Source organism: Verrucosispora sp. ts21 (genome assembly GCF_002879555.1).
GTDB lineage: Bacteria > Actinomycetota > Actinomycetes > Mycobacteriales > Micromonosporaceae > Micromonospora > Micromonospora gifhornensis.
On record NZ_PNOZ01000024.1, the window covers coordinates 23,139 to 39,253 of the forward strand.

The window sequence follows — 16,115 nt, forward strand, 5'->3', positions numbered from 1 at the left end:
GGGCGGCAGGACGAGTCAGGGCGTGCACACGAGCCCGTGGCTCGCGTACACGCCCTGATGTGCTGCCAGTGGTCGGAGCCGGCTCAGCCGACGGCCGCCGTGACGTCGTCGGAGACCTTCGACGAGCGGATCACAGCTGCATCCGACTACGGCGCTCAGGTAATCCGTTCTTGACTCAGTTGCGGCACCAGCCGGGCAGCAGTCTCGAAGTCAGCGTCCTGATGAAGTACCACCAATTTCAGCCGAATGGCAGTAGCCGCCACGAGGTGATCTGCCACGGAAAGCCCTTGGTGAGCACTGTGACTGGCGAGTTCCTGCCGCACCGCCCGCACGACCTGCCAGGCGTCGTCCGGCACGGGAACCCAGGGATACAGGTCGCGGAGTCCGCGTTCGACCCGGTCGTATGCCTTGGCATCCGCGATGGTCAAGGTCTCCACGAGCACCGGGTCGCAGATGGCGATCAGACCACGGGCAGCCAGGTCGGACCAGTGTGGTTCGGCTTGACGACGAACCATGCGGACCAGCGCGCTGGTGTCGATGAGGTACTTCACCTGTCGAGTTCGTCGAGCTGATCGAAGTCGAAGCCGCCCCCGTCAGCGACCTCCTGAAGGTCAGCCAGGGCTCGTTGCCGTCGCTCCCGGCTGGACTCCACCGCCTGCCTGAGCGCCTCTGTCACCGTCTCCTTCTTGGTCGCGGTGCCGAGCGCAGCAGTCGCCTCCGCCAGAAGATCCTCATCGAGATCCAACAGGGTTTTGGCCATGAGATACACCTCCCGGACAAGGATATATCCGGGAGGTTCGCATATCCAACGAAGCGGCTGTCAGCCGACGGCCGCCATGATCTCGTCGCTGACGTCGAAGTTGGCGTAGACGTTCTGCACGTCGTCGCAGTCCTCCAGGACGTCGATCAGCTTGAAGACCTTCCGCGCGCCCTCCTCGTCCAGCGGCACGTTGACGCTGGGGATGAGGGAGGACTCGGCCGACTCGTACTCGATGCCGGCGTCCTGCAACGCGGTCCGGACCGCCAGCAGGTCACCCGGCTCGGAGACCACCTCGAACGCCTCGCCCAGGTCGTTGACCTCCTCGGCGCCCGCGTCGAGGACGGCCAGCATCACGTCGTCCTCGCTGGTGTCGGCCTTCGGCACGATCACCACGCCCTTGCGGGAGAACATGTACGACACCGAGCCGGCGTCGGCGAACGAACCGCCGTTGCGGGTCAGCGCGGTACGCACCTCGGTGGCGGCGCGGTTGCGGTTGTCGGTCAGGCACTCGATCAGCAGCGCGACGCCGTTGGGGCCGTACCCCTCGTACATGATCGTCTGGTAGTCGGCGCCGCCGGCCTCCAGGCCGGAGCCGCGCTTGACCGCGCGGTCGATGTTGTCGTTGGGGACCGAGTTCTTCTTGGCCTTCTGGATCGCGTCGTAGAGGGTGGGGTTGCCGGCGGGGTCGCCGCCGCCGGTCCGCGCCGCAACCTCGACATTCTTGATCAGCTTGGCGAACATCTTGCCGCGCTTGGCGTCGATGACCGCCTTCTTGTGCTTGGTCGTCGCCCACTTTGAGTGGCCGGACATCTGTTACCTCCGTTGCTACCCGCCGTCTGCATCGACCGCACCGCGCACGCCCCGCTCCGCACCCGCGCACGCGGTGGTGCCGGTCTGTTCTGGTGGAAGCCGTGGCGGGCAGATGGCCCTGCCGAATCTCGACAATCCTACCGACGGACGGCGGGCAACCGTCACCCGCCGCACGCCCACGGCCTTGTCGATAAGCGCAGAACGCCGGATAGCGGACGAAGCTACTCCCCCATGCCGTACGATCCCACCACGCTGACCTCCGACATCTCGAAATCCTGGCAACGCTCGTCGAACCCGGCCCGGTAGCGAACGAACGCCGGCAATGACGGCAGTGGCGCCGGCAGATGCGGGCCGATCACCACGTCGATGAAACGGTGCCCGTCGTCGAGCCGCAGCGACTGGTAGCGCAGGCCGGGCGGGCGGGTGTGGGCCAGTTCCCGGTAGACCTCATCGAGCAGGGACAAGTGCTCGTCGAGCCGCTCCGGCCGGACCCGATAGGTGATCAGCATCGTCGTCACGGTCAGCTCCCCTGAACCAGGCGGCGGACCGCGCGTCGTCCCGGACGAATCACCGCGATGGTGGAAGGTCGTTTCTTCATGGGCTCATTCCATCCGCGGCTCGACGTACCGGACAGACCGGCGTGAGGGTGGTCCTGACGGGGCCACCCTCACCGGCCGGTACGACGGCACACTTGACGACGTGATGGACGGGGAGTTGGGCGCCTTCCTGCGCAGCCGCCGAGAAGCGCTGCGACCCGAGCAGGTGGGGCTGCCGGCCGGCCCTCGACGGCGTACGCCGGGGCTGCGCCGCGCCGAGGTCGCCACGCTGGCCCAGGTCAGCGTGGAATACCTGACCCGACTAGAACAGGGACGCGACAACCGCCCGTCGCCGGAGATCCTCGCCGCGCTGGCCGACGCCCTGCGGCTCGACGACGCCGACCGGCGGCACCTTCAGCAACTCGCCTCGGTCGACCAGCACCGGCAGCTGTGCGCAGGCGAGCGACCGATGGTGTCGCGTACCGTCCGCCCCACGGTCCGGACTCTGCTGGAGGCGCTGCGGGACCGGCCGGCGTACCTGCTCAACCGCCTCGGTGACGTGCTCGCCTGGAACGAGCCGTTCGACCGGCTGGCCCGCCCGCTGGGACTGCTGGACGCCGAACACCCCAACCTGGTCTGGTACGTCCTCGCCGACGAACGCGCCCGGGAGCACTTCCCCGACTGGGCCGACCTCGCCGACCAGCAGGTGGCCGACCTGCACCGGCTGCGCGGGGGTGACCCGGCCACCGACATCTTCGCCGAACGACTCGACCGTACCGTCGGGGAACCGTTCCGGTCCCGGTGGCAGCGCCGCCCGGTCGCGGCCCAGTCCAGCGGCGTGCGCCGGCTGCGGCATCCGGAGGTGGGGCCACTGCAACTGGCGTACGAGACCCTGGAACTCGCCGGCGACCAGCAGCGACTGATGGTGGCGCAGCCCGCCGACGCGGACAGCGCTGCGGCACTGGACCGCCTGCTGGGCCGCCGCCCAGGCAGCCTGCGCTCCGTGGCCGGCTGACCGCCCGCCCTCCGCCCCACCCCACACCGCGAGACGGCGCTCGCCCAGGTCCTCGCACGCGCCCCGCCGCCGCACCGCCACGCGGCGACCCGGCGACGCGGCCACACGGCGACACGGCCACACGGCGACCTGGCCAAACGGCCAGGCGGCGACCCAGCCACACGGTCATGCGGCGACGCGGCGATGCGGCGATGCGGCGAGCAACTTCGGGGATGTTGCTGCCTGCCGGCGGACGAAGGCAGCAACATCCCCGAAGTTGCTGCCGATACCTCCGGGTCCGGCGGGTCCGGCGGGCCTGAGCGGTCCGATAGGCCTGATAGGCCCGATAGGTTCTCTGGGTTGGCGGGCCCCTGGGCCGATTGTGGGTGGGGCCGGCAGGGTCAGGCCGGGCGCTGGACCAGCAGGGTCAGGCCGGGCGCTGGACCAGCAGGGTCAGGCCGGGCGCTGGGCCAGCAAGGTCAGGCCGGGCGCTGGACCAGCAGGGTCAGGTCGTCATCGATCGCGACCCGCACCACCCCCGGCGCACGGTGGGGCCACGGGGTCAGGTTGCGGTGCGGACCATGTCGACGAAGTGGGCGTGCAGGCGCAGGTCGCCGGTGAGTTCCGGGTGGAACGAGGTGGCCAGCAGGTTGCCTTGGCGCACCGCCACGACGCGGCCGGTGGCGGGCCCTTCGGCGACCGTGCCCAGGATCTCGACGTCCGCGCCGACGCGCTCGACCCAGGGGGCGCGGATGAAGACCGCGTGCAGCGGGCCACCGTCGATGCCGGTGATCTGCACGGGCGCTTCGAACGAGTCGACCTGGCGACCGAAGGCGTTGCGGCGCACGGTCATCGCGATGCCGTCGAAGCCGCGCTGGTCCGGGCGACCGTCGAGGACCTCGGTGGCCAGCATGATCATCCCGGCGCAGGAGCCGTAGACCGGCATCCCGGCGGAGATCCGCTTGTCGATCGGGCCGCGCAGCTCGAAGATGTCGACCAGCTTGCTGATCGTGGTGGACTCGCCGCCGGGGATGATCAGGCCGTCGACCGCGTCCAGTTCCGCGCTTCGGCGCACCGGGCGGGCTTGAGCGCCCGCGCCGGTCAGGGCGGTGAGGTGTTCACGGACGTCGCCCTGGAGGGCGAGCACGCCGATCACGGGTGCGGGCACTGTGCTCCTTCCGGGAAGCGTTAAGAAGGGACCCTTTCTCTACCGCAGGCGTTAATAAGGTGCCCTTCCTTGCACTTCACCAGCCACGGTCGGCCAGGCGGTGCGGGACGGGGATGTCGTCGACGTTGATGCCGACCATCGCCTCGCCGAGGCCGCGGGAGACCTTCGCCAGCACGTCCGGGTCGTCGTGGAAAGTGGTCGCCTTGACGATCGCGGCGGCCCGCTGGGCCGGGTTGCCGGACTTGAAGATGCCGGAGCCGACGAAGACACCCTCCGCGCCGAGCTGCATCATCATCGCCGCGTCGGCCGGGGTGGCGATGCCACCGGCGGTGAACAGCACCACCGGCAGCTTGCCGGTCTCGGCGACCTCCTTGACCAGCTCGTACGGGGCCTGAAGCTCCTTGGCCGCGACGTACAGCTCGTCTTCCGGCAGCGAGGAGAGCCGGCGGATCTCCTGACGGATCTTGCGCATGTGGGTGGTGGCGTTGGAGACGTCCCCGGTGCCGGCCTCACCCTTCGAGCGGATCATGGCGGCGCCCTCGGTGATCCGGCGCAGCGCCTCGCCCAGGTTGGTCGCCCCGCAGACGAAGGGGACGGTGAAGGCCCACTTGTCGATGTGGTTGGCGTAGTCGGCCGGGGTGAGCACCTCGGACTCGTCGACGTAGTCGACGCCGAGCGCCTGGAGGATCTGCGCCTCGACGAAGTGGCCGATGCGGGCCTTGGCCATCACCGGGATGGAGACGGCGTTGATGATCCCGTCGATCATGTCCGGGTCGCTCATCCGCGACACCCCGCCCTGGGCGCGGATGTCGGCGGGCACCCGCTCCAGCGCCATCACCGCGACCGCGCCGGCGTCCTCAGCGATCTTGGCCTGCTCGGCGGTGACCACGTCCATGATCACGCCGCCCTTGAGCATCTCGGCCATCCCCCGCTTGACGCGGGCAGTGCCGACGACCGGGGTGGTGCTTGTGGTGTTCGGGGAAGTCGTCTCGGACACGGCTCATCGCTCCTTGATGCGCACCGGTGGGGCAGCGACATGCTACGACCGGCGCGAGTGCCGTGCCGACAGCCAATCAGGGCCGTGGTGGCCTGCGGTGTGGCCGCCGTCACCGTACGCAGGGGGCGGTGGGTCAGCGGGTGGTGACGTCGGCGGCGGGCGCGGCCAGGGTCGGGTCGTCGATGTCGAAGTACCGCGGCCAGGTGTGCCGGCGACCCATCCGGAACAGGCGTACCAGGCGCCGGCTGCGCGCCGTACGGGCGTCCCGCACCAGGTCGGTGTGCACCTGCCGGGCCAGGGCGAGCCGCCGGCTGGCCGCGATGACCGCCTCGCAGTCCGGGTCGGTGGGGTCGAGTTCGACCGCGCGCAGCTGCCGGGTCAGGTCGTTCTCGGCCGCCTCCCGCTCCTCCGGCTGCGCGTCGAGCGCGATGCGCGCCGCCGCGTACAGCTCCACGCCGTAGCGGCGCTCGGCCAGCACCGCCGCGGCGGCGGCCCGGCGCAGCAGATGAGCGTCGAGGGCCCGGGCCGCGAGCTGCGCGCGGGCCTGGAGCCGCTCGACCCGGCCGGCGGTCCAGATCAGGTACGCCGCCACCAGGCCGACGACCACCGTCGCGCCCACCACCCACCACATGCCCGGCATCGTAGTGCTGCTCCCGTTCCTCCCGGTCAGTCCGACCCCACCCACTCCTGGTCGATCACCCGCCCGTCGGTCGCCTCGATCGCAGCTGCGTATACCTCCAGAACCCGGCGGGCAACCACGGGCCAGTCGAAATTTGCCACCACCTGGTCGCCGCAGGCGGTCAGCTCCGCCCGGGCAGCCGGATCGTCGAGCAGTTCGGTGAGGGTCTGCGCCAGCGCCGCCGCGTCGCCGGTGCGAAACAGCCGCCCGGCCCGGCCGTTGTCCAGCACGCGGCGGAAGGCGTCCAGGTCGCTGGCGACCACGGTGGTGCCGGCGGCCAGCGCCTCGGTGAGGATCATGCCGAACGACTCGCCCCCGGTGTTCGGCGCCACGTAGAGGTGCACGCTGCGCAGCATCCGGGCCTTGTCCGCCTCGGGCACCAACCCCAGGAAGGTGACCTGATCCCGCAACTCGGGCGGAAAACGGTCGAACAGGTCGTCCGGGTCACCGGGGCCGGCGACCAGCAGGCGCAGTCCGGGACGTCGGGCGGCCAGCTCGACGAACGCGTCGCGCAGGATCGGGAAGCCCTTGCGCGATTCGGTGAACCGGCCCAGGAAGCCGAGCGTGCCGCCGGTGCCCGGCCCGCACTCCCCCGGCCAGCCGGGCAGCGGCTGCATGCCGGCGAACTTGGCCACCGCCACCCCGTTGGGGATCTCCACCGCGCCACCGTCGAGGTGTTCCACCTGGACCTTGCGGGCCAGCGCGCTCACCGCGATCCGGGCGGTGATCCGTTCCAGCACGATCTGAAGGGCCCCCTGAGCTGCGGAGAGCACCCGGGACCGGGTCATCGCGGTGTGGAAGGTCGCCACCACCGGACCGCGGGCGGAGAGCACCGCGAGCATGGAGATGCTCAGCGTCAGCGGCTCGTGCACGTGCAGCACGTCGAAGTCGCCGCGGGTGATCCACCGGCGTACCCGGGCGGTGGAGACCGGGCCGAAGGCGATCCGGGCCACCGAGCCGTTGTACGGCAGCGGCACCGACCGGCCCGCCGACACCACGTACGACGGCAGGGGTGACTCCTCGTCCGCCGGGGCGAGCACGCTCACCTCGTGGCCGAGCCCGATCAACGCCTCGGCGAGGTCCATGACGTGGTTCTGCACCCCGCCCGGCACGTCGAAGGAGTACGGACAGACGATGCCGATCCGCATTGCGCCCGTCCCCTCAGTCCAGCCACATCCGCTGCAGCATGTGCCAGTCTTGCGGATGCCGGGCGATGCCCGCCGCGAGACCGTCCGCGATCAGCTGGGTCAGCGACCGTACTCGCTTGTCCAGCGTGCCGTCCTGGTGGCCCGGCACCGGCAGCGGACCCTCGAGCGAGGCACACGCCGCATCCGGTTCGTACCACATGGACGCCACGTACAGCGGCGCGCCGGTGCGCAACGCCAGCAGAGCCGGACCGGCCGGCATCCGGGTCCGGCCGCCGAAGAAGTCGACCTCCACCCCGCGGGCGGACAGGTCCCGGTCGGCCAGCAGCGGCACCACCGCTCCGGCGTTGAGTCGCTCGGTCAGCACGTCCAGGGGCGGCCGGTGACCACCGGTGGTGGGCAGGATCTCCATGCCCAGCCCCTCCCGGAAGGCCATGAACCGTTTGTAGACGGCCTCCGGCTTGAGCCGCTCGGCGACGGTGGACAGCGGCCAGCCGTTTGCCACCACCCAGGCGCCGGCCAGGTCCCAGTTGCCGGCGTGCGGCAGCGCCACCACCGCGCCCCGCCCGGCCGCCACGTCGGCGGCGAGCAGCTCGGTGCCGTCCAGCCGGAAGGTGGCGAGCACCTGCTCCCGGCTCAGCGAGGGCAGCCGGAAGGCCTCCATCCAGTAGCGGGCGTACGACCGCAGACCGGCGCGGACCAGGTCGTCCAGCTCGGCCTCGGGCAGGTCGGGGCCGACCACCCGGCGCAGGTTGGCGCGCAGCCGGGTGGCGCCGGAGCCCCGACGACGGTGGGCCCGGTCGGCACCGGCGTTGAAGGCCGCCGCGGCCACCGGGCGGGGCAGGGCGCGGACCAGCCGCCAGCCGGCGACGTAGCCGAGTTCGGTGAGATTCACCGGCACCCCCGTCGCCGGGCTGTGCCGCTCACCCCTGGCCGCCCGGCGCGTCGACCTGCTGGGCCTGCCGGTAGACGTGCCGCATCCGCTGGCCGACGGTGAACAGCGACACCGCCGCGAGCAGCCAGAGCGCGATCGGCAGCGCCAGCGGGTGCACCAGGGCGGCGAGCAGACCACCGACGCCGACGATCAGCAGCCGCTCGGTCCGCTCGGCGATGCCGACGTTGGCACTCATGCCAAGTCCCTCGGCGCGCGCCTTGACGTACGAGACGAGCCCGCCGGCGGCCAGGCAGATCAGCGCGGCGGCCATGCCCGCGTGGTCCCCCTCGGTGGCCAGGTAGTACGCGACCGCGCCGAACACCGCGCTGTCGGCGACCCGGTCCATGCTGGAGTCGAGGAACGCGCCGAACCGGGTCGACCCGCCGCTCATCCGGGCCATCGTCCCGTCGAGCAGATCGGTGAGCGCGAAGACCGTCACGATCAGCGCACCGGCGACCAGATGGCCGCGGGCACCGAAGCCGAGAGCGCCGACGAGCACCCCGAGGGTGCCCGCGACGGTGACCGCGTTGGGGGACACGCCCGCGCGCAGCAGGCTGCGGGCAATCGGTTCGACAACGCGGGTCATCCCCGCGCGGACCGACACTTGGAAGATCTTCGCCATGGCGGTCCCACGATAACGGTCGGCCCGACCACGCCGACAACGCCGGTCCGAGCTGGGAGGGTTGTGTCGTGCGGCCATCGGGTGTGGGATCGGGTCGAGAGGGTGACCCAGCTCACCCGACTGCCCGTTGACTGCCCGGTCCGGGGCGAACCACCGGAGGATAGCGCCGCGGTACCCCGTCCGGGCCGCATCCCCGTCGCGCGCGGCGGTCGTCACCACCACCGGTTGAGGGAGGTGCGCCCGATGGCGCAGAGGAGTCAGGACAAGCACGCCACCGGGGTACCGGTGGTGACCGATCCGGCGAAGATTCGCAACGTGGTGCTCGTCGGGCATTCCGGCGCGGGCAAGACGACACTGGTCGAGGCGTTGCTCGCGGCAACCGGCACGATCCCCCGCGCCGGCTCGGTCACCGACGGCACCACCGTCTGCGACCACGATCCAGCGGCCGTACGCCAGCAGCGTTCGGTCTCGCTGGCCTGCGCGCCGCTGATGCACGACGGCATCAAGGTCAACCTGCTGGACACGCCCGGCTACGCCGACTTCGTCGGCGAGTTGCGGGCCGGCCTGCGGGCCGCCGACGCCGCGCTGTTCGTGGTCTCCGCCGTGGACGGGATGGACGCCGCCACCGCCGCGTTGTGGGAGGAGTGCGCCGCCGTCGACATGCCCCGGGCGGTCGCCGTCGCCCGGCTGGATCATCCTCGCGCCGACTTCGACGAGGCGGTGGCGCTGTGCCAGCGGGTCTTCGGCGACAACGTGATGCCGCTGTACCTGCCGATGCTCGGCGACGACGGGGTCTCCACCGCCGGTCTGCTCGGGCTTATCACCCGGCGGGTCTTCGACTACACCGACGGGCTGCCGGCGCAGGTGCGTCAGCCCGACCCCGAGCACCTGCCGGCCATCACGGAGTCCCGCGACGAACTCATCGAGGGGATCATCGCCGAGAGCGAGGACGAGACCCTGATGGACCGGTACCTCGGCGGCGAGGAGATCGACGCCGAGATCCTGATCGAGGATCTGGAGAAGGCCGTGGCCCGCGGCCACTTCTATCCGGTGGTGCCGGTCTGCGCGGCCACCGGGGTCGGGGTGGACGTGCTGCTGGAGGTGCTCACCGCCGGCTTCCCGTCGCCGCCGGAGCACGCGCTGCCCGCGGTCACCGGGGTGGACGGGTCCCCCCGCCCGCCGTTGACCTGTGACCCGGACGGTCCGCTGGTCGCCGAGGTGGTCAGGACCACCATCGACCGGCACGTCGGACGGGTCTGCGTGGTCCGGGTCTTCTCCGGCACCCTGCGCCCCGACCAGACGGTGCACATCGCCGGGCACGGGCTGGCCGAACGTGGCCACCCCGACCACGACGCCGACGAACGGATCGCGCACCTGTACAGCCCGCTGGGCGCCACCTTGCGCGAGGTCGGTGTGGCGGTGGCCGGCGACATCTGCGCGATCACCAAGTCCGGCAGCGCGGAGACCGGCGACACCATCTCCGCCAAGGAGGATCCGCTGCTGATCGCCCCGTGGGAGATGCCGGAGCCGCTGCTGCCGGTGGCGATCGTGGCCCGGTCCCGTTCCGACGAGGACGCCCTGGCCCGCAACCTGGCCCGCCTGGTGGCCGGCGACCCGACGATGCGACTGGAACGCAACCCGCAGACCCATCAGCTGGTGCTGTGGTGCATGGGCGAGGCGCACGCCGACGTGGTCCTCGACCGGCTGCGCGCCGGCGGCGTCGAGTTGGACACCGAACCGGTAAAGGTGGCGCTGCGGGAGACGCTGACCGCCCCGGCGACCGGGCACGGCCGGCACGTCAAGCAGTCCGGCGGGCACGGCCAGTACGCGGTCTGCGACATCGAGGTGGAGCCGTTGCCGCGCGGCGCCGGCTTCGAGTTCGTCGACCGGGTGGTCGGCGGGGCGGTCCCGCACAACTACATCCCGTCGGTGGAGAAGGGCGTACGCGCCCAGATGGAACGCGGCCTGCTCGCCGGGCACCCGGTCGTGGACCTGCGGGTGACCCTGGTCGACGGCAAGGCGCACAGCGTCGACTCCTCCGACGCGGCGTTCCAGACCGCCGGGGCGCTGGCCCTGCGCGACGCCGCCGCCAAGGGCCGCCCGGCGCTGCTGGAGCCGATCGACGAGGTGACCGTACGGGTCCCCGACGGCAGCGTGGGCACGGTGCTGGGTGACCTGTCCGGCCGTCGGGGCCGGGTGCTCGGAACCGAGTCGGACCCGGAGTCGGAGGGGCGCACCCTGGTCCGGGCCGAGGTGCCCGCCACGGAGCTGCTGCGCTACGCCGTCGAGTTGCGGGCGATGACCGCCGGCGCCGGCACCTTCCGTCGCCACTTCGTCCGCTACGACCCGATGCCGGAGCACCTGGCCGACCAGATCCGCAAGGAGCACGCCTGACGGGTGCCCACCGCCGGTCAGGGGCGGGCGGTGGGCAGCATCGGGCTGGGCCAGTAGGGGCGGTCGGCCTCGCGTAGGGCGGCGGTGCGCAGCGCGGCGAGTTGGCGTTCGACCTCGGCGAAGTGGTCGGGGGTGAGCGGGCCGAGGGCCAGGGCGGCGGCGTTCTCCTCGACCTGCGCGACGCTGCGGCAGCCCGGGATCGGGATGGTGCGGTCGCTGCGGGCCCAGATCCAGCCCAGCGCACCCTGGGCGAGGGTACGCCCGTCGGCGGTCAACGCCGCCCGGACCGCCTGCACCCGGCGCAGCCACTCCGGGGCGGGTCGGCCGCCCCGGAACCACTCCAACCAGCCCGAGGCCATCCCCCGCACGTCGTCGTGCGGCAGCGTCGAGTCGGGCTGGTACTTGCCGGTGAGCAGCCCCATGCCCAGCGGCCCCCGGTTGACGCTTGCCAGGTCGTACTTCTCGCAGACGCCGAGCAGTTCGGGGGCGTCGCGCAGCACCGACAGGCTGTGCTGCACGGCGACGGCGTGCGGGGCGTGCTGGCCGAAGGTGGCGGCCCGGTCGACCCGGTCGGTGCTCCAGCCGTACGTCCGGATCAGGCCGTCGGTGACCAGGTCCTCCAGGGTGCCGATCAGGGCCTGCGCCCGGGCCACCGGCAGGTCGGCCAGGTGCAGTTGGTAGAGGTCGATGCGGTCGGTGCCGAGGCGACGCAGCGAGGCCCGCACGGCCCGGTGCAGGTACGCCGGTGAGGCATCCGACCCGGTGGCCTGCCGGGTCTGCTCGTCGAAGGTGTAGCCCCACTTGGTGGCGATGATCGCCGCGTCCCGATGCCCGGCCAGGGCCCGCCCGAGGATGCGCTCACCGTGCCCGGCCCCGTACGTGTCGGCGGTGTCGAACAGCGTCACACCGAGGTCGAGGGCCCGGCGGATGGCCCGTACCGACTCGGCGTCGTCGACCGCTCCCCAGCCCAGCGGGGTGTGCCCCTCCGCCCACGGGCCACCGATCGCCCAGCAGCCCATGCCGAGGGCACTGACTTCGATGCCGCTGCGCCCCAGCGTCCGTGTCGACTGCACCATCGGCGCATCGTGCCATCTTCCAGCCGGTGCTGGGCAGAGATCCATCACGACCATACGTACGAACGACCGGACCCCGGGGATCACCCGCCTACGGGTGCGCCTCGCCCACGTTCCCGGCGCGGACCCATCCGCCCCAGCTCACCGCCGGAAACCGGCCGGTCACCGAGCGGCCGGACCGTTCACGCAGCGCCACCACACCCTCACCAACATCTCTCCTTTGCTCTGCTTCAACAGACGCAACACTTCGGTCGCCGTGCCATTGCGTCGGTTGAAGCAGAGCAAAGGGGGCAGACACCGGTCCGACCCGGACCGACGCGGTCCGACGCGGTCCGACGCGGTCCGGTCGTCGGTCAGCTGGGCCAGGCGCGCAGGAACAGGTCGCGGGTGTCGCTGAGCAGTTGCGGCAGGACCTTGGTACGCCCGATCACCGGCATGAAGTTGGCGTCGCCACCCCACCGGGGCACCACGTGCTGGTGCAGGTGGGCGGCGATGCCCGCGCCGGCCACCCCGCCCTGGTTCATCCCGAGGTTGAAGCCGTGCGCGTTGCTGACCTTGCGGACCACCCGCATGGCGGTCTGGGTGAACGCGGCCAGCTCGACGGTCTCCGGCTCGTCCAGGTCGGTGTAGTCGGCCACGTGCCGGTACGGGCAGACCAGCAGGTGACCCGGGTTGTACGGGTACAGGTTGAGCACGACGAAGACGTGCTCGCCCCGGGCCACCACCAGGCTCTCCTCGTGGGGTCGACCCGGGGCCAGGCAGAACGGGCAGCCGGAGGGCTGTTCGTAGCCGCCCTCGGGCCGGTCCTCACCGGAGATGTACGTCATCCGGTGGGGGGTCCAGAGCCGGTCCAGCCCGTCTGCCATGTCCCTGTCGGTGTGCTGCTCGTCCGCCCCAGTCACACGGCGATCCTACGTACCGCACGGGGCGAGTCCGCCACCCCGTACCGCAGACGTCCGGCTATCGCGGCCACAGGTGACGGCCAATTGCAGAATGCGACAAGGGTTTCTTGACTATTGCATCGACGTCGATGAAACTTTCAGTCCTCCCAATTCGAAGATCGTCGATTGGAGTGGCTGTGGAACGACGTACCGTCCGGCAACGTCTGGCAAGTGCCCTCACCGCCTGCGTCCTGGCCGCGCTGGCGAGCCTGACGGCGGTGACCGCCACCGGCGCCCCCGCCCGGGCCGACGCCTGCTACACCTGGGGTCGAACCCTCTCCTCCGGCATGACCGGCGAGGACGTACGCCAGTTGCAGATCCGCGTCTCCGGCTACCCCGGCTACGGCGCGGTGCTCACCCTCGACGGGGCGTACGGGCCGGCCACCCGGTCGGCGGTGATCCGCTTCCAGCAGGCCTACGGGCTGGCCGCCGACGGGGTGGCCGGTGCGCAGACCTTCAACCAGATCTACGCCCTGCAGGACCCGGACTGCACCCCGGTCAGCTTCAGCTACGCCGAGTGGAACCGGTGCAACAGCGACTGGTCCGGCGGCGCGGTGTCGGCGAGCACCGCACGGTTCAACGCCCTGGTCTCGATGTGGAAGCTCCAGGCGATGCGCCGCGCCATGGGCAACGCACCGCTCTACCTGAGCAGCGGATTCCGCAGCTACTCCTGCAACAGCGCGGTCGGCGGCGCCAGCAACAGCCGACACCTCTACGGCGACGGGATCGACCTGGTCGGGTCGCACTCCTTCTGCGCGCTCGCCCAGCAGGCCCGCAACCACGGGTTCACCAACATCCTCGGCCCGGGATATCCGGGACACAACGACCACACCCACCTGGGCAACACACCCAGCCGTTCCTGGTCGGCACCGAGCTGCGGGATCTGACGCACCCCCGCGACGGCAGCCCCGCCGAACGCGGGGCTGCCGTAACGGCGGGTCAGGCGGCGGACGGGCCGACGTTGGTGCGGGTGTTGACCACGTCGAGGACGTGGGTGACCGCCTCGGCCAACGGCACGCCGTTGCGCTGCGAGCCGTCGCGGTAGCGGAACGAGACCGTACCGGCGGCCACGTCGTCGTCCCCGGCGATCACCATGAACGGGATCTTCTGCTGCTGGGCGTTACGGATCTTCTTCTGCATCCGCTCGTCACCGGAGTCGACCTGGGCGCGGATGCCCTCGGCACGCAGTGCGGCGACGAAGCCGTGCAGGTAGTCCGCATGGTCGTCCCGGATCGGGATGCCGACCACCTGCACCGGGGACAGCCAGGCCGGGAACGCGCCCGCATAGTGCTCGGTGAGCACCCCGAAGAACCGCTCGATCGAGCCGAACAGCGCCCGGTGGATCATCACCGGCCGCTGCCGGGTGCCGTCGGCGGCCTGGTATTCCAAGCCGAAGCGCTCCGGCAGGTTGAAGTCGACCTGGATGGTGGACATCTGCCAGGTCCGGCCGATGGCGTCCTTGGCCTGCACGGAGATCTTCGGCCCGTAGAAGGCCGCCCCGCCCGGGTCCGGTACCAGGGTGAGCCCGGACTCCTCGGCGGCCGAGCGCAGCGCCTCGGTGGCCCGCTCCCAGTTCTCGTCGGTGCCTACCGACTTCTCCGGGTTACGGGTGGACAGCTCCAGGTAGAAGTCGTCCAGGCCGTAGTCACGCAGCAGTTCCAGCACGAAGGCGAGCAGCGACTTCAGCTCGCCGGCCATCTGCTCCTCGGTGCAGAAGATGTGCGCGTCGTCCTGGGTCATGCCGCGCACCCGGGTCAGGCCGTGCACCACACCGGACTTCTCGTACCGGTAGACCGTGCCGAACTCGAACATCCGCAGCGGCAGCTCCCGGTAGGAGCGACCACGGGAGCGGAAGATCAGGTCGTGCATCGGGCAGTTCATCGGCTTGAGGTAGTAGCTGGCGCCCTCCACCTCCATGGGCGGGAACATGCCGTCGGCGTACCAGTCCAGGTGCCCGGAGACCTCGTACAGGTGGCCCTTGGTGATGTGCGGGGTGTTGACGAACTCGTACCCGGCCTGCTCGTGCTTGAGCCGCGAGTAGTTCTCCATCTCGCGGCGGATGATGCCGCCCTTGGGGTGGAAGACCGCCAGGCCGGAGCCGAGCTCGTCGGGGAAGCTGAACAGGTCGAGGTCCACACCGAGCTTGCGGTGGTCGCGCCGGGCGGCCTCCTCCAACAGCTTCAGGTACGCCTTGAGCTCGTCGCGGGTCGGCCAGGCGGTGCCGTACACCCGCTGCAACTGCGGATTCTTCTCCGACCCACGCCAGTACGCGGCGGCCGAACGCATCAGCTTGAACGCGCCGATCAGCCGGGTGTTCGGCAGGTGCGGGCCCCGGCACAGGTCCGACCAGCAGACCTTGTCGGAGTTGGCGGCCAGGTTGTCGTAGATGGTCAGCTCGCCGCCGCCGACCTCCATCACCTCGGAGGAGTCCAGCCCCTCGCCCTTGACGTCGATCAGTTCCAGCTTGAACGGCTCGGCGGCCAGCTCGGCCTTCGCCTCGTCCAGGCTGTCGAAGCGGCGGCGACGGAACCGCTGGCCGGACTTGATGATCTCCTGCATCCGCTTTTCGAGCTTGGCCAGGTCGTCCGGCTGGAACGGCTTGTCGACGGCGAAGTCGTAGTAGAAGCCGTTCTCGATCGGCGGGCCGATGCCCAGCTTGGCCTCGGGGAAGATGTCCTGCACCGCCTGGGCCAGCACGTGCGCGGTCGAGTGCCGCAGCACGTTGAGCCCGTCCGGCTCGTTGAGCGCGACCGGCTCGACGACGGTGTCCTCGGCCGGACGCCAGTCCAGGTCACGCAACACGCCCTGCGGGTCGCGGACCACCACGATCGCCTTCGGGCCGTTGGTGGGCAGTTCGGCGGCGGCCACCGCGTCGGCCGCCGTCGTCCCGGCGGCGACGACGACGGGGTCGGCCACGGCAGGGGTACGGGGTGCGGACACGGGGAACTCCTCGCAGCAGGTGTGACGGAAGGTGCCGGTGACGGCTCACCGCGATGGTATCGGTCGGCCCGGCGGCCACCGTCCCCGACACCGTAGGGGACGAATCCGGCCGACGTTGAACC

At 71.1% G+C, this 16,115-nt stretch carries 16 protein-coding genes; 3 read left to right on the forward strand and 13 right to left on the reverse strand.

The window, feature by feature from the left end; genetic code table 11:
- Positions 1 to 155 precede the first annotated feature (155 nt).
- From C1A38_RS12885 to C1A38_RS12900, 4 genes are all read right to left on the reverse strand, one after another.
- Positions 156 to 551 carry a PIN domain-containing protein gene (locus C1A38_RS12885; RefSeq protein WP_102658067.1) on the reverse strand — a complete coding sequence of 132 codons (396 nt, stop codon included), beginning with the start codon at positions 549 to 551 and terminating at the stop codon, positions 156 to 158.
- Positions 548 to 760, reverse strand: a complete 213-nt coding sequence (locus C1A38_RS12890; protein WP_013732692.1) for a type II toxin-antitoxin system VapB family antitoxin — start codon at positions 758 to 760, stop codon at positions 548 to 550. Before C1A38_RS12890 ends, C1A38_RS12885 begins: the two co-directional genes overlap by 4 nt.
- Positions 761 to 820: 60 nt before the next feature.
- Positions 821 to 1,570 (reverse strand): YebC/PmpR family DNA-binding transcriptional regulator, encoded by a 750-nt coding sequence (locus C1A38_RS12895; protein ID WP_013732691.1) that lies wholly within the window; start codon positions 1,568 to 1,570, stop codon positions 821 to 823.
- 221 nt (positions 1,571 to 1,791) lie between these two features.
- Positions 1,792 to 2,088: a hypothetical protein gene (locus C1A38_RS12900; protein WP_146017542.1), complete on the reverse strand. Its 297-nt coding sequence runs from the start codon at positions 2,086 to 2,088 to the stop codon at positions 1,792 to 1,794.
- 184 nt (positions 2,089 to 2,272) lie between these two features.
- On the opposite strand from C1A38_RS12900, the gene C1A38_RS12905 reads away from it, so the two are divergent.
- On the forward strand, positions 2,273 to 3,121 hold the full coding sequence (locus tag C1A38_RS12905; RefSeq protein WP_233196799.1) for a helix-turn-helix transcriptional regulator: 849 nt from the start codon (positions 2,273 to 2,275) through the stop codon (positions 3,119 to 3,121).
- Between the two features lie 541 nt (positions 3,122 to 3,662).
- Here the strand turns inward: C1A38_RS12905 and pdxT are convergent.
- From pdxT to pgsA, 6 genes are all read right to left on the reverse strand, one after another.
- Positions 3,663 to 4,268: a pyridoxal 5'-phosphate synthase glutaminase subunit PdxT gene (pdxT, locus tag C1A38_RS12910; protein WP_102658070.1), complete on the reverse strand. Its 606-nt coding sequence runs from the start codon at positions 4,266 to 4,268 to the stop codon at positions 3,663 to 3,665.
- Positions 4,269 to 4,344: 76 nt separating this feature from the next.
- Entirely contained in the window at positions 4,345 to 5,265 is a 921-nt protein-coding gene (pdxS, locus tag C1A38_RS12915) for a pyridoxal 5'-phosphate synthase lyase subunit PdxS (RefSeq protein ID WP_102658071.1), read from the reverse strand.
- A gap of 133 nt (positions 5,266 to 5,398) precedes the next feature.
- Positions 5,399 to 5,905 (reverse strand): hypothetical protein, encoded by a 507-nt coding sequence (locus C1A38_RS12920; protein ID WP_102658072.1) that lies wholly within the window; start codon positions 5,903 to 5,905, stop codon positions 5,399 to 5,401.
- Positions 5,906 to 5,931: 26 nt separating this feature from the next.
- On the reverse strand, positions 5,932 to 7,092 hold the full coding sequence (locus C1A38_RS12925) for a glycosyltransferase family 4 protein (RefSeq protein ID WP_102658073.1): 1,161 nt from the start codon (positions 7,090 to 7,092) through the stop codon (positions 5,932 to 5,934).
- A 13-nt stretch (positions 7,093 to 7,105) separates the two neighbouring features.
- A complete protein-coding gene (locus C1A38_RS12930; RefSeq protein WP_102658117.1) occupies positions 7,106 to 7,984 on the reverse strand; it encodes a phosphatidylinositol mannoside acyltransferase in 879 nt (292 codons plus the stop codon).
- A gap of 28 nt (positions 7,985 to 8,012) precedes the next feature.
- Complete coding sequence (pgsA, locus tag C1A38_RS12935; RefSeq protein ID WP_102658074.1) at positions 8,013 to 8,645, reverse strand: phosphatidylinositol phosphate synthase; 633 nt, start codon at positions 8,643 to 8,645, stop codon at positions 8,013 to 8,015.
- Positions 8,646 to 8,888: 243 nt separating this feature from the next.
- On the opposite strand from pgsA, the gene C1A38_RS12940 reads away from it, so the two are divergent.
- Positions 8,889 to 11,039 carry an elongation factor G-like protein EF-G2 gene (locus tag C1A38_RS12940; RefSeq protein ID WP_102658075.1) on the forward strand — a complete coding sequence of 717 codons (2,151 nt, stop codon included), beginning with the start codon at positions 8,889 to 8,891 and terminating at the stop codon, positions 11,037 to 11,039.
- Positions 11,040 to 11,056: 17 nt separating this feature from the next.
- Here the strand turns inward: C1A38_RS12940 and C1A38_RS12945 are convergent, their stop codons facing one another.
- Entirely contained in the window at positions 11,057 to 12,112 is a 1,056-nt protein-coding gene (locus tag C1A38_RS12945; RefSeq protein ID WP_199180192.1) for an aldo/keto reductase, read from the reverse strand.
- Between the two features lie 353 nt (positions 12,113 to 12,465).
- A complete protein-coding gene (locus C1A38_RS12950; protein ID WP_102658077.1) occupies positions 12,466 to 12,978 on the reverse strand; it encodes an HIT family protein in 513 nt (170 codons plus the stop codon).
- 212 nt (positions 12,979 to 13,190) lie between these two features.
- Between C1A38_RS12950 and C1A38_RS12955 the strand changes: the two genes are divergently transcribed.
- Positions 13,191 to 13,940 (forward strand): D-Ala-D-Ala carboxypeptidase family metallohydrolase, encoded by a 750-nt coding sequence (locus C1A38_RS12955; RefSeq protein ID WP_102658078.1) that lies wholly within the window; start codon positions 13,191 to 13,193, stop codon positions 13,938 to 13,940.
- A 52-nt stretch (positions 13,941 to 13,992) separates the two neighbouring features.
- Here C1A38_RS12955 and thrS read toward each other — a convergent pair whose 3' ends face one another.
- Complete coding sequence (thrS, locus tag C1A38_RS12960; protein ID WP_102658079.1) at positions 13,993 to 15,993, reverse strand: threonine--tRNA ligase; 2,001 nt, start codon at positions 15,991 to 15,993, stop codon at positions 13,993 to 13,995.
- Positions 15,994 to 16,115 lie beyond the last annotated feature (122 nt).